The sequence below is a fragment of the Metapseudomonas phytobenefica genome, assembly GCF_043392685.1.
In the GTDB taxonomy this organism is placed as follows: Bacteria; Pseudomonadota; Gammaproteobacteria; order Pseudomonadales; family Pseudomonadaceae; genus Metapseudomonas.
In genome coordinates, this window is sequence record NZ_JBHZGM010000003.1 from 70,150 (window position 1) to 83,301 (window position 13,152).

The following is a 13,152-nucleotide window of genomic DNA, read 5'->3' on the forward strand; positions in this document are numbered from 1 at the left end:
CGCCGAAGCTGCGCGATTGCTCGCGGATGGGGAAGATGCAACGACGGCCAGGAGCCCTTCTCCATGGGGCCTTAGTGAAATTCTAGTTCGCGGGATGGGTGGGGCGGCGATAGCCGGGGCTGTGTACGACGGCAGGCCTGCCGCCTGCTCAGCGATTGAAATCGCCCCCACAAGAAAAAAGAGCGCCCGAAGGCGCTCCATGGAGGGGATGGTCGTGCTCGCTAGTGCAGCTTCAGCCGCAAGCGCGCACCGAGCAGGGCGCAGAGGCTCATCAGCGCGGCGAACATCAGGTAGTAGCTGGGGGCGGTCTTGTCGCCGGTGAGGGTGACCAGCGACGCGGCGATGAAGGGGGCGAAGCCGCCGAACAGCGTCACGCCGATGTTGTAGCTCAGCGACATGCCGATGGCGCGGGTCTGCACCGGGAAGGTCTCGGCCATCAGCGCCGGCAGCGGGGCGAAGTAGATCGCCTTGATCAGCGCCATCAGGCAAACGATGAGGATCAGCGAGGTCTGGGTCGGCGCTGCGTTGAGCCAGACGAAGGCGGGGTAGGCGACGCAGAGGTAGACCAGCGCGGCAGCGATCATGATGCGCACCCGGCCGACGCGGTCCGAGAGCATCCCCACGAAGGGCGTGACGAAGGTCAGGATCAGCCCGCCAATGAGGGTCGCCATGAAGCCGGAGGCCTGGGGCATGCCGAGGTCGTTGGCGGCGTAGGAGGGCATGTACTGGATCAGGAAGTTCGACGCGGTGGAGACGATCAGCGTGCCCATGGCGATCAGCACCAGCAGCTTCTGCCCGCTGAACAGGTCGCGCACCGGGCGCCGGCTGGGCTCGGCCTGCTGGAAGGCCGGTGACTCGTCGCAGTGCTTGCGGATGTAAAAGCCCACCGGGCCGATGAGCAGGCCAAAGATGAAGGGGATGCGCCAGCCCCAACTGAGCAGGTCCTCTTGGCTGAGGGTGCTGGTGAGTATCAGCCCGAATAGCGAGGCGAGCACGGTGCCCAATCCCTGGCTGGCGAACTGCAGGCTGGCGATGAAGCCGCGCTGGCGTTCGCTGGCGTGCTCGATGAGGTAGGCGGTAGAGCTGCCGAATTCGCCGCCGGCGGAGAAGCCCTGGAGCATGCGCGCCAGGAGGATGCCGATGGGGGCGAGGAGGCCGATGGATTCGTAGGTGGGCATGCAGGCGATGATGAAGGTGCCGGCCATCATCAGGCTGATGGAGACGGTCAGGGACTTCTTGCGCCCGGCCCTATCGGCGTAGGCGCCGAGCACGATCGCGCCCAGGGGGCGGACCAGGAAGGAGACGCCGAAGGTGCCGAAGGTGATGAGCAGTGAAAGGCTCGCGTCGCCCGTGGGGAAGAACAGCCTGGAGATGGTGTAGGCGAAGTAGGCGTACAACGCCATGTCGTACCACTCCAGGGTATTGCCGATCAGCGCCGCGCTGGCGGCGTGCCAGATGGATCGGGGTCTGGTTCCGGCGTCGTCGTGAGGGATGGCCGTATCAACTGAACTCTGCATAGTGAATCCGCCTTTGTTGGGTTTGTTCTAGGCAGCTGAATGGAGCCGCTGGCGCCTCGTTCCGATAGCGCGCTTGCGATCGCGTTGATGTAGTGGGCGTCCCCGGGATGGCTATCGTGGCGGATTCTAGGCATGGCTCTGGCGTTCTTAAAATCACTAAAAAGGCAAGCTTTCGTGCGAATAATGAGAATGCTTGGCGGCGACCGGATTCAGGCCGCCGGGTGTTCGAGGCGCCTGGCCAGGTGGTCGCGGAAAGCGGCAACCGCCTGGGGCAGCGTGCGCCCGGCCAGGCTCTGCAGTTCGATGCGGCGGGCTTGCAGGGTTTCATCGGTGAAGGGCAGGGCGACGATCTGCTGGCTGTCCAGATAGTGACGGTTGCTGATGGCGTTGGACAGGCTCACGCAGCCCTGGCTCGTCACGTAGCGGTAGAGCGCTGCCAGGTAGTTGCACTCCAGGGCGATGACGAATTCCAGGCCCTGCACCCCGCGACAGATGTCGAACAACCGGCGGGCGGTGGTGTCCGGTAGCGGCAGGGCCAGGGGATAGGGCTGCAGTTCGGCCAGGGCGATGGCCTTGCGTCCGGCCAGCGGGTGCCCCGCCGGCAGCACGGCCATGACCGGCCCGGACACCGCGCACTCGATGGCGATGTCGGCTTCGGGCGCCAGGCTGTAGGTCAGGCCGAGGTCGGCCTTGCCTTCGCGCACTCGCCGCGAGACGTCGTCGGGAGTGGTCACTTCCAGGTTGAAGGTGATGCCCTGGTGCTGCGCGCGAAAGGCGGCGATGGCGTCCGGCAGGAAGTCGATGGCAAACCCCTGGGAGCAGGCCATGCGCACGTGGCCGCGCTGCAGGCCCTGGAGCTGGCCGAGCTCCTCCACCAGTTGGCCCACTTCCAGCTGCGCCTTGCGCGCGTAGCCGGCTAGCAGCTCACCGGCGGCGGTGGGCAGCATGCCCCGGGCGCGCCGCTCGAACAGCGGAGTGCCGAGTTCGTATTCCAGCTTGGCGATCTGCCGGCTGACGGCCGAGGCGGCAACGTTGAGGTGCACCGAGGCCTCGTTGACCGAGCCACTGCGCACCACTTCGAGGAAGTAGCGCAGGGCGATGGATTGCATGCTGGCGTGGGACATGGCGACTCCAGTGTTTGCCGAATTGGCAATGCTTCGTTCTAATCATTGTGATTGTGGCATGGAAGACGGCGAGTCTAGAGTCCCCGCCGACAGCATGCCAGCGTCGGCCCCCTTGGCCCGGCCTGGCCCATCGCCACTGACCGGAGGACGGGAGCATGAGCCGTGAGCAGGTATTGCACGAGGTGATACGGGCATTCGAGGAAGGGGCGTTCCAGCGGCTGCTGGAAAGCGCCCTGACCTATCGCACCGAGAGCGAGGAGCCGCAGCGGAAAGAGCAGCAGTTCGCCTACCTGCAGGTCTTCATCGCGCCGCGCCTGGCGGGGCTCGGCTTCGACTGCCGAGTCCATCCCAACCGGGCGGCGGAGCACTGCCCCTTCCTGGTGGCCGAGCGGATCGAGGACGCTGACCTGCCGACCCTGTTGCTCTATGGCCACGGCGATGTGGTGCGCGGCTACGACGCACAGTGGCGGGAGGGCCTGTCGCCCTGGCGTCTGGTGCGCGAAGACGATCGTCTGTACGGACGCGGCAGCGCCGACAACAAGGGCCAGCACCTGATCAACCTGCTGGCGCTGGAGCAGGTGATCCAGGCGCGCGGCGGGCGCCTCGGCTTCAACCTCAAACTGCTCCTGGAAATGGGCGAGGAAGCCGGGTCGCCGGGGCTCAGGGAATTCTGCGAGGCGCAGCGCGAGGCCCTGGCGGCCGACCTCTTCATCGCCTCCGATGGTCCGCGCTTCGCGGCCGAGCGGCCGACGCTGTTCCTCGGCTGCCGGGGCGCCTGCAACTTCGAGCTGCGGCTGAAGCTGCGCGACGGCGCCCACCATTCCGGCAACTGGGGCGGTCTGCTGCGCAATCCCGGCATCCTCCTCGCCCATGCGCTGGCCGGCCTGGTGGACGCCCGGGGCCGGCTGCGGGTGGACGGGCTCAGGCCGCCGGAAATCCCGGAGCCCGTGCGGCGTGCCCTGGCGCAACTGGAGATGCCCGCCGCGATGCCGGGAGAGCCGACCATCGATCATGACTGGGGTGAGCCCGGTCTGACGCCGGCGGAGCGGGTATTCGGCTGGAACAGCCTGGAGGTGCTGGCCTTCCGCACCGGCAACCCGGAAGCCCCGGTGGGTGCCATTCCTGGATGGGCCGTGGCTTACTGCCAGATCCGCTTCGTCCCCGGCTGCGACCAGCAGGGCTTTCTCCCCGCCATTCGCCAGCACCTGCGCCAACACGGCCTCTCGGAGGTGGAGGTGGTGCCGGCGGGAGAGGTCATGCAGGCCTCGCGGCTGGACCCGGACAACCCTTGGGTTCGTTGGGCGCTGGACTCCATGGGGCGCACCCTGGGCCGGCCGGCGACCCTGTTGCCGAACCTCGGCGGCTCGTTGCCCAACGATGTGTTCGCCGAAGTCCTGGGACTGCCGACCCTGTGGGTGCCGCACTCCTATCCCGGGTGTTCCCAGCATGCCGCCAACGAGCACCTGCTAGTGCCAGTGGTGCGTGAGGGGCTGCGGATCATGGCAGGGTTGTTCTGGGATCTGGGGGACCGGGACGCTCGCCCTGCCCACGGCTGAAACCGGGTTGCCCAGGCCCCATGAAAAAACCGCCCAGTGGGCGGTTTTTTCATAGCGGTGAACCCGTTCAGGGCTCGGCGAAGGCGGCGATGACTTCGGCATAGAGGGCGTCGTCCGCCTGGTGAGTGGCGTAGAGCGATTGGTCCATGGAGCTACCCTTCGGCCTGGGACTGCGCCCTGCCGGTTTGCGAGCAAGAATTCGGCGTCACCAGGCGTGTCTGTTTCGTTTGGTGCAATGAGCGCAGGCGAAAAAACAAAGGGGACCGCCGAAGCTGCGCGATTGCTCGCGGATGGGGAAGATGCAACGACGGCCAGGAGCCCTTCTCCATGGGGCCTTAGTGAAATTCTAGTTCGCAGGATGGGTGGGGCGGCGATAGCCGGGGCTGTGTACGACGGCAGGCCTGCCGCCTGCTCAGCGATTGAAATCGCCCCCACAGAAAAAGCCCCCCACCACAGGCTCCTACAGGACGGACACTAGGGTTTGGCGATTGCCATCCTGGGCCTGAGCGCCCGCGCCACTTCGCCCTGGATCTTGTACGCCGGGGCTTCCACCTCGTCGTAATCGCGGGTGTAGCGCCTGGCGAAGTCCGCCACGCCCCATTCCAGGTACTGCTTCACGTGGTGCAGTTCGTGGGCCCAGAGGGCGACGTTGTTCTGCGCATCGTCTTCATTGCGGAAGACGATCACGTCCACCAGGGTCACGGCCTCCACGTCGGGGTTCTGCATCAGGGTATTGGCGGCGTTGGCCTGCTGGTCGACGCCCACCTTGAAGCGCGCCGTGTCCAGCACCTGCAAGTCGTAGTACTGCTCCAATTGTGCACGGATATGCAGCGGAATCGGATGCAGCAGGGTATCGGGCATGGCGTTGCGCGACTCCACGATCCACTGTTGCAGGCTGCTGGCGGCCATCTGGTTGACGCCTTCCAGCAGTGGCGCCATGTCGCCCGGATTGCCCGGCGCGCAGAAGCAGGTCACCACGCAGACCTCCGATTGCCCGGCGGGGCAGGCGAGGGCTGCGGTGGAAGCGAAGGACAGGGCGAGGATGGTGTGGCGAAGGAGCGTACGAGGGGATACAGCGGACAAGAGGCCTCCCGGAGGCGCGGACTGCGCGCGCCATTATGGACAGCGAAGGCGCGGATTGGTTGCGCAAACGCCCGCCGGCCGTCGGCGTCCGAGCGCCAAGGCACCAGGCGGGTGCATATCCGGGGGCCACAGAAGGGCTGAAAGGGGGAAGACTGCCGACACCCGGCCGGAATAAACTGCGCGGCATTGTCGTCAGTTTTTTGCTTAGTTATGCCCTATACGCAGGTATCAAGCCGTTGCCGAGCGTTGTGGATCGTCGCGTCGCTGTTTGCCAGTGCGTGGCTGCCGTTCGGCCATGCCAGCCAGCAGGCGGAGTATCGCGTCGGTGTGGAAGAGGTGGATTACTACCCGATCTACTCCGCCGTGCCGCCGAACTACCAGTACCGTGGCTATGCCCGCGACTTGCTGGACCTCTTCGCCCTGCGGGAGAACCTGCACTTCACCTATGTGGCGCTGCCCGTGCGGCGCCTGTTCCATAACTATTGGTTGGGCCAGCTCGACCTGGTGTTCCCCGACAGCCCACGCTGGAATGTGGCACAGAAGCCGGCCGGCATCACTTATTCACAACCGGTGCTGCGGTTCCAGGACGTCATGCTGGTGTTGCCGGAGCGCAAGGGACAGCCGCGCGAGGCCTTTCGCCGCCTGGGGTTCGTTCGCGGATTCACCCCGTGGAAATTCCAGGACGACATCGCCGCCGGGCGAGTGACCGTCAAGGAAGCGCCCAATCCCGAAGGCCTGATCCACATGACCCTGGCCGGCTATATCGATGCCGCCAATATGTCGCTTGAGGTGGCGCGTTTCCACCTCAAGCGGCAGAAGCGCGAGCAGGGCCTGGTGGTGGAGCCGGACCTGCTGCCCATCAGCGACAGCTATTACCACCTCTCCAGCATCCGCCACCCGGAGCTGATCCAGCGCTTCGATGCCTTCCTGCAACGGGAGCAGAAAGCGGTACAGGCCCTGAAGGCCAAGTACGAGCTTTGAGCCACGGCATGGCCGGGTGTTCGCCTCAGGCCACCTCGAACACCTCCATCAACTCCCCGAGAAACGCGCTCACCAGCTCGCTCTGGCGGGCGGAGCGCCGCACCGCTGCGTGGAACTGCACCTGGTAACTCAATTGCTGCGGGTTGAGCGCGCGCACCTGGTCCAGTTCGACATGGCGTGCCGCATAGTGTTGCGGCAGAAAGCCGAGGTGCTGGCCGGAGAGAATCAGGAGGGCGGCGCCGTCCATGCTGTCGGTGAGGGCCGTGAGGTGGTCGATGGCGGCGGGTGCCGGCATCTCCGGCAGCGGGTGGCTGGGCCAGACCCACTCGTACCCGGCTACTTCCGCACCCTCCAGCGCTCCGGCCTTCGCGTAGAGCGGGTGCGAGGCGCTGCAATAGGCCGTCTGGGTTTCGTTGAAGAGGGCGAAATAGTCGAGGCTGTCGAGTCGTCGCCAGAAGTAGCCGATGGCCAGGTCCAGGTGGCCGTTCACCAGCTTCTCTTCGAGGAAGGACGACGACAGCTCGGTGAACTGGAAGTACAGGCCCTGGTTGCGTGCGCGCAGGCGGGCGATGGCCTGGGCGATCTTTTTGTTGGCGGTCGGGTCGATCTGTCCCAGCAGGCCGATGTTCAGGGTGCCGCTGAGGGTGCGGTTGATGTGCTGCACCTCCAGGCGGAAGCCTTCGGCTGCGGCCAGCAGGCGCCGCGCCGCGTCGACGAACTGGCTGCCCTTGGGTGTCAGCGCGAACCCGGCCCGGCCGCGTTGGCACAGGCGAAAGCCCAGGCGCGTTTCCAGCGAGGCCAGTTGCGCGCTGATGGTGGGCTGCGAGGTGTTCAGCGCAGACTGCGCCGCAGAAACGCCGCCCGCTTCGACGACGGCGAGAAAGACCCGGATCAAGCGGATATCCAGTTCGGACACGTTGCCCAGCATGGGACCTCCAGAAGTGCATTACATAGAGCTTGATCTATGTGAACAGTTAGGCCTGGCTATTTTACGAGTCTGGCAGGGCGCCTAGATTGCCGTCTCAGCGATAGCTCGATGCCCACCGGATGCGGGGAAGAGCCAGGTCGCGGGCGCGCCATCATAGGGCGCCCCGGGTAGCGTTCGCCACAGGGCTCGGGCCGCGCTGCCTCACCCAACATAGATGAACCCGATGTATGGCCGGGGCCGTGCGTGGCCGCTGACAGCATCATCACAAGAACAACAGTTCGCTCGACCAGGAGCGAAGGAGCATCCCATGCCAGGGTCCACCCAGCCCGTGCACGCAGCCGAAGCCGGCGGCGGCCTGGCCATCGAAGGCCACTCGATCGACTACATCCCCGAATCGGAGCGCCATGCCCGGCTCGGCAGCCAGGGGCCGTTCTGGTTCCTCGGCAACTTCCACTTCTTCACCATTTCCATCGGCTTCGTCGGCCCCGCCCTCGGCCTGTCCGCCCTGTGGACAACCCTGGCCGGCGCACTGGGCATCATGTTCGGCACCCTGTTCATGGCCTTCCACGGCTCCCAGGGGCCGGAAATGGGATTGCCGCAGATGATCCAGTCCCGCGCGCAATTCGGTTATCGCGGCGTGGTGCTGGCGCTGCTGGCGACCCTGTTCGTGTTCGTCGGCTTCAACGTGGTCAACGTCACCCTGATCATCGACGGCCTGAACAAGGTCTTCGGGATCGATCCGATTCCGGTGGCCTGTGGGGTGATCGCCGTCGGCGCGCTGCTGTCGATCTACGGCCATGACCTGATGCACAAGGCGTTCAAGTGGGCGCTGATGCTGACCCTGCCGCTCTATGCGCTGGTGACCATCGCACTGCTGTTCGGCGCCGGGCAGACCGAGGCCGCCGAGCCGGCCAGCCTCGGCTTCAGCTGGGTCGCCTTCGCCACGCAGTTCGCCATCGCCGCCAGCTACAACATCTCCTATGCGCCCTATGTTTCCGACTACTCGCGCTACCTGCCAAAGAACACCAGCCGCGCGAAGCTGATCGCCGCCGTATTCCTCGGTGCTTCGCTCTCCGGTGGCTGGATGATCGGCCTCGGCGCCTGGCTGGCCCAACTGCTGCAGGCTTCCGATGCGCTGGTGGCGCTGGACCGCGTGGGCAGCGCCCTCCTGCCGGGGCTGGGCAACCTGCTGGTGCTGGTATCGGTGCTCGGCTTCCTGCCGGTAATCGCCCTCAACACCTACAGCGCCATGCTGACCCTGCTCACCGGGATCGACTCGGTCCGCCGCATCGACCCCACACCGCGCGCACGGGTGCTGTCGATCCTCACCATCACCCTGGTACTGCTGGCCTGCGTGCTGTCCATTCGCGGCAACGGCATTGCCATCCTCAATACCTTCCTGGTGCTGATGCTCTACTTCCTGGTGCCCTGGACCGCCGTGAACCTGGTGGACTACTTCTTCGTGCGCAAGGGCCGCTATGCCATTCCCCACTTCTTCACGCCCAAGGGCATGTACGGCGCCTGGCAGCTGCGCGGCATCGTGTCCTATCTGGTGGGCTTCGTGTGCATGGTGCCGTTCTTCTTCATCTTCGATACGGCGGCGGGCGAGGAAGTCTTCGTCGGCCCCATGGCGCGCCTGCTGGACGGTGTGGATATCGCCTGGCTGGTGGGGCTGGTGGTTTCCGGGCTGACCTATTTCATCCTCAGTCGCTCGCTCGACCTGGAAGCCGAGCGCCGCATCATCGATGCCATCAGCGAACGCGACATCCTCGCCGTGGCCCGATCTGACGCAAGCCAGGCGTCGTGAACCTGACAACAGGGAGTACCCACCCGTGAATGCATCCCGAACCGTCGCCGTGGCCTGCTGCCAGTTGGCACCGAAAGTCGGCGACCTCGCCCACAACCGCCGCCTCACCGAGCGGGCCATCCGCGCGGCGGCGCTGCAAGGCGCGCGAGTCGTGGTGCTGCCGGAGCTGGTGCAAAGCGGCTATGTCTTCCACGACCTCGCCGAAGCGCTGGCGCTGGCCGAGGCGGCGGACGGGCCGGCCCTGCAACTGTGGCAGGCGCTGGCTGTCGAGCTGGACATCGTCATCGTCGGCGGCTTCTGCGAGCGCCTGGAGGGTGAGCGTGTCGCCAACAGCGCCGCACTGGTGGATGCCACCGGCGTGCGCGCGATCTACCGCAAGGCGCATCTGTGGGATGCCGAAAACGCCATCTTCACCGCCGGCAACGAACAGCCGCCGGTGGTGGAAACCGCCTTCGGGCGCATTGGCGTGATGGTCTGCTACGACCTGGAATTCCCGGAATGGGTGCGCCTGCCGGCGCTGGCCGGTGCCGACCTGCTGTGTGCGCCGGTCAACTGGCCGGACGGTCCGCGCCCGCCCATCGAGCGGCCGGCGGAGGTGATCCGCGTGCAGGCCAATGCGGCGGTCAATCGCCTGTTCATCGCCGCCTGCGACCGTCATGGCAATGAGCGCGGCGTGAACTGGGTGCAGGGCTCGGTCATCGTCGACCCGGATGGCTACCCGCTGGCCGGACCGGCGGAAGAGGGCGGCGAGCAGATCCTGATCGCCACCCTGAAGCTGGACGAAGCCCGCAACAAGCGCATCAGCCAGCACAACCACCTGCACGACGACCGGCGCCCTGCACTGTATCGGGCCGGCGGGCTGTTGTAGGTGCAAGCGCTCTCCGCCAAGGGCAACGGGGTGCTCCCGCTCCCGGGGAAACACTGTAGGAGCCAGCTTGCTGGCGAATGGGCGATTCCCGGAACGCTTCGCGAGCAAGCTCGCTCCTACAACAACAGCTGCACCCTGTTGGCGGGGCCTGGCTGAACAGCATTACCGAACTGCGGGGATTTTTCTTGTTCCGGGGGAAATCTACTGGTCCCGGGCCACGCTGGAAAACGCAGCCTGGGAGGGGCTCTCCTGCTCCCGGATGCAGAACAGCACCATGTGGAAGTCGCTGCCCCAGTCGGACTCGCAGCGGCTGCGGACCGGTCCGTTGTATCCGGCAATCGCCTCGGCGGACCTGCGTTGGTCCTCCACGCAGTAGTTGCGCATGGCATCGCCACTCCATTTGCTCTGGCAGTGCGCTTGTATGGCCGATTCATCGGCCTGGGCAGTAGACAAAAAGCCGGCCACGATGGTCAGGGCTGCGGCGATCAGACACTTGTTGTTGGACATGGAAACGCTCACTTCCTTCGAAAGGTCGGCCCTCCCTGACCCGCGGATTACAAAAAGCAGTGACGTGAAACCGTGCGAGACGACGACTGACTGAACCCGCCCAAACAGCAGGGGAGCAGTCTAGTACAGCGCTGTTTTCTTCCCAGGTTCGTCGGCCATGACCCGACACCCGGTACGGGGCACAGCGTGGAAACGCGAACATTCTTCCACGCGAGAGAGCCGGTTTTACCGAACCTGGATCAATGCTTTTTGACTTGGCGGCGCTTGCCGCGACGAACGGAAAAACAGCGCCTGGAGGGTTTGGAGAAATGTCGGGCGGGCGCTGGAACTCGTTTCAGCGTCCGCACTCTGAGGGGAAACGCAAACACCAAGGAGTCACCATGCGTGTCCGCAACACCGCTGCCGCCCTCGCACTGATCGCTGTTCCCTTTGCGTCCGCCGTGGCCAAGCACGACCACGACGATCACGACGATCTGCTGCGTAACCTCATCTCCACCGGCGCCACCACCGCTTCCAGCTACATCACCAGCGGCGGCGACGACAAACTCGTCGGCCCGGTGAAGGATGACGCCAGCAGCTTCATCGCCAGCGACGGCGCCATTCGCGGCCCGTACCTCGAAGCAGAACTGCAGCGGCTGCGCCAGCAGAACCCCGAACTGCAAGGCAGCAGCGATCTGGAACTGGCCAGCGCGATCCTGGCCGCCGAACCCCGCTGACCTTCCCCGACACCCGACCGTCCTGGGGTAACGCAGGTCTACCGCGCCTGAATAAAACGCCGAGCTCCTGAATGGACTCGGCGTTTTCTTTTCCGGTCTGTGGACCTACTGACCGATCACGGGCGGCAACACCCGCACTTCGGCGGAGTGGGGGAGACTCAGCTCTATATGGGGGGATTTGTCCCGCAGGTCGATCAGGCAGGCGAAGTTTTGCCCGGCGAATTGATCGGAGCAGGTATAGCGGTCGTAGACGACATCCACCGACAGGTCGTTGCGGATGAGGATATGACTGGGCATACGAGTGGCCGCAATTGACAGGAATCAGGCCCATGCTCAGCCTCGAGTCCACCGAGTGCAAGCCTGATACCCCGGCCTCCATGCACGCTTCAACGCGGGCTGCAGAGCGGAACGATTTGTCGCCATCCGGTCTATGCTTCGAAAAAGCACGGCGGCCAGTCGCCGTTTCACCAGACCATCACACAAGGGTATGAGGGTGACTGCACTCTGCCAGTGCAGCCAGGCCCCGTGCAATTACACATGAGTGAAGAAGCAAAGCCTGCTGCCCCTCGATCTGTACGTGAACCCTCGCTCATGGATGGCCTGCTGCCCATTGTGGGCCTCGTTGTCCTGCTCGGCACTTCCTACTACCTGTTTGGCGAAAGCGCGTCTTCCGGCCCCAACCAGATTGCGCTGATGTTTTGCGGCGTCATTGCCACACTCATCGGCTACAAGAACGGCATAGCTCTGGAAGACATCCGGGAAGCCATAGTGGCAGGCATCGGCACAGGCCTGCAGGCCATGTTCATTCTGCTGGCGGTTGGCGCATTGATCGGCACCTGGGCCATGAGCGGCACCATTTCTTCGATGGTGTATTACGGCATGAAGCTGCTCAACCCCCATTATTTTTACGCCACCGCTTGCCTCATCTGTGCGGTGGCGGCCCTCAGTATCGGCAGCTCCTGGACCGTGGCCGGCACCATCGGCATCGGCATGGTGGGCATTGCCCAAAGCATGGGGCTGTCGCCCGAAATCACCGCCGGCGCGGTAATTTCCGGTGCCTATTTTGGCGACAAGGCCTCGCCGCTGTCTGACGCCTCCAACCTGGCCACTGCTGCGGCAGGCTCTGAGCTGTTCAGTCATATCAAGGAATCCCTGTGGACCTCGGTGCCTTCTCTGCTGCTGGCCCTTGTCGGATTTACCTTGCTGGGATCTCCCGAGAGCTTCGATACGCAATCTGCCTTGAGCGAGCTGGAACAAAAGGTCACCGTCTCGCTGTGGACGTTTCTTCCCTTGCTGCTGGTGCTGGTGCTGGCGCTATGCAAAGTGCCGCCGTTCGTTACCATTTTCATGAGCGCGTTGGCGGGTGGCGTGATGGCAGTCATCCTCACGCCCCAGGCGGTCACCACGTTGGCCGACAATCCCAGCCTGCACCCGGCACTGCAGCAGCTCAAAGGTGTATGGGAGGCACTGTCCAACGGGTACCACATTTCCAGCGGCGACCCCCGCGTGGACAGGCTGCTGACCCGGGGCGGCATGTCCAGCATGATGACCACCATCTGGCTGATCATGACGGCACTGGCATTCGGCGCAATTGTCGAGCGCACCGGCCTGCTTGGTCGGGTGATCACCCCCCTGGTCAACAAGGCGAAGTCGGTGACCGCTACCGTGATGGCATTGGTGGGATCGTGTGTGGCCGCCAATGCGTTGACCTCCGACCAGTACATCGCCATTGTGTTGCCCGCGCGCATGTTCCGGAAAAACTTTGAGGAGCGGGGCTTGGCGCCGGTGATGCTTTCCCGGGTGGTGAATGACTCCGCCACAGTCACCTCTGCGCTGGTTCCCTGGAACAGTTGCGGCGCCTACATGTCGGCCGCGCTGGGCGTGTCCGTCATCGGCTTTGCGCCCTTCTGTTTCTTCAATCTGCTGAGCCCGTTGCTGACCGTGGTGTTCACGGCCCTGGGTTTTCGCGTACTACGCTCTGTCAGCGGACATGGTTCGGCACGGCCGCCCCAGGCTGGCACAGGGGGCTGATGCCTGCCGGCAGATCGTGCATGGCTGGATTGCC

The 13,152-nt window shown here is 64.8% G+C and carries 12 protein-coding genes; 6 read left to right on the forward strand and 6 right to left on the reverse strand.

Annotated elements, in window-relative coordinates:
* Nucleotides 1-221: 221 nt before the first annotated feature.
* Both ACFW0B_RS03670 and ACFW0B_RS03675 read right to left on the reverse strand, forming a co-directional pair.
* Nucleotides 222-1,517, reverse strand: a complete 1,296-nt coding sequence (locus tag ACFW0B_RS03670) for an MFS transporter (RefSeq protein WP_449146596.1) — start codon at nucleotides 1,515-1,517, stop codon at nucleotides 222-224.
* Between the two features lie 209 nt (nucleotides 1,518-1,726).
* Nucleotides 1,727-2,641, reverse strand: a complete 915-nt coding sequence (locus tag ACFW0B_RS03675) for a LysR family transcriptional regulator (protein WP_449146597.1) — start codon at nucleotides 2,639-2,641, stop codon at nucleotides 1,727-1,729.
* 155 nt (nucleotides 2,642-2,796) lie between these two features.
* Between ACFW0B_RS03675 and ACFW0B_RS03680 the strand changes: the two genes are divergently transcribed.
* Nucleotides 2,797-4,197 (forward strand): M20 family metallopeptidase, encoded by a 1,401-nt coding sequence (locus ACFW0B_RS03680; protein WP_449146598.1) that lies wholly within the window; start codon nucleotides 2,797-2,799, stop codon nucleotides 4,195-4,197.
* Between the two features lie 474 nt (nucleotides 4,198-4,671).
* Here the strand turns inward: ACFW0B_RS03680 and ACFW0B_RS03685 are convergent, their stop codons facing one another.
* The gene (locus ACFW0B_RS03685) at nucleotides 4,672-5,280 is read right to left on the reverse strand and encodes an eCIS core domain-containing protein (RefSeq protein ID WP_449146599.1); all 609 of its coding nucleotides are present in this window, start codon (nucleotides 5,278-5,280) and stop codon (nucleotides 4,672-4,674) included.
* Between the two features lie 246 nt (nucleotides 5,281-5,526).
* Here ACFW0B_RS03685 and ACFW0B_RS03690 point away from each other — a divergent pair, with 246 nt between their 5' ends.
* Nucleotides 5,527-6,261, forward strand: a complete 735-nt coding sequence (locus ACFW0B_RS03690) for a substrate-binding periplasmic protein (RefSeq protein ID WP_449146600.1) — start codon at nucleotides 5,527-5,529, stop codon at nucleotides 6,259-6,261.
* Between the two features lie 25 nt (nucleotides 6,262-6,286).
* On the opposite strand, the gene ACFW0B_RS03695 is transcribed toward ACFW0B_RS03690, so the two are convergent.
* Nucleotides 6,287-7,189: a LysR family transcriptional regulator gene (locus tag ACFW0B_RS03695; RefSeq protein ID WP_449146601.1), complete on the reverse strand. Its 903-nt coding sequence runs from the start codon at nucleotides 7,187-7,189 to the stop codon at nucleotides 6,287-6,289.
* Between the two features lie 307 nt (nucleotides 7,190-7,496).
* Here ACFW0B_RS03695 and ACFW0B_RS03700 point away from each other — a divergent pair, with 307 nt between their 5' ends.
* Together ACFW0B_RS03700 and ACFW0B_RS03705 are read left to right on the forward strand one after the other, a co-directional pair.
* Nucleotides 7,497-8,996: a purine-cytosine permease family protein gene (locus tag ACFW0B_RS03700; protein ID WP_449146602.1), complete on the forward strand. Its 1,500-nt coding sequence runs from the start codon at nucleotides 7,497-7,499 to the stop codon at nucleotides 8,994-8,996.
* 25 nt (nucleotides 8,997-9,021) lie between these two features.
* On the forward strand, nucleotides 9,022-9,864 hold the full coding sequence (locus ACFW0B_RS03705; protein WP_449146603.1) for a nitrilase family protein: 843 nt from the start codon (nucleotides 9,022-9,024) through the stop codon (nucleotides 9,862-9,864).
* A 201-nt stretch (nucleotides 9,865-10,065) separates the two neighbouring features.
* Here the strand turns inward: ACFW0B_RS03705 and ACFW0B_RS03710 are convergent, their stop codons facing one another.
* The gene (locus tag ACFW0B_RS03710) at nucleotides 10,066-10,371 is read right to left on the reverse strand and encodes a hypothetical protein (protein ID WP_449146604.1); all 306 of its coding nucleotides are present in this window, start codon (nucleotides 10,369-10,371) and stop codon (nucleotides 10,066-10,068) included.
* A gap of 380 nt (nucleotides 10,372-10,751) precedes the next feature.
* Here ACFW0B_RS03710 and ACFW0B_RS03715 point away from each other — a divergent pair, with 380 nt between their 5' ends.
* Nucleotides 10,752-11,087, forward strand: coding sequence for a DUF2388 domain-containing protein (locus ACFW0B_RS03715; protein ID WP_190827783.1), 336 nt, complete (start codon nucleotides 10,752-10,754; stop codon nucleotides 11,085-11,087).
* 105 nt (nucleotides 11,088-11,192) lie between these two features.
* On the opposite strand, the gene ACFW0B_RS03720 is transcribed toward ACFW0B_RS03715, so the two are convergent.
* The gene (locus ACFW0B_RS03720; protein WP_449146605.1) at nucleotides 11,193-11,384 is read right to left on the reverse strand and encodes a hypothetical protein; all 192 of its coding nucleotides are present in this window, start codon (nucleotides 11,382-11,384) and stop codon (nucleotides 11,193-11,195) included.
* Between the two features lie 240 nt (nucleotides 11,385-11,624).
* Between ACFW0B_RS03720 and nhaC the strand changes: the two genes are divergently transcribed.
* A complete protein-coding gene (gene nhaC, locus ACFW0B_RS03725) occupies nucleotides 11,625-13,118 on the forward strand; it encodes a Na+/H+ antiporter NhaC (RefSeq protein ID WP_449146606.1) in 1,494 nt (497 codons plus the stop codon).
* The last annotated feature ends 34 nt before the right edge of the window (nucleotides 13,119-13,152 follow it).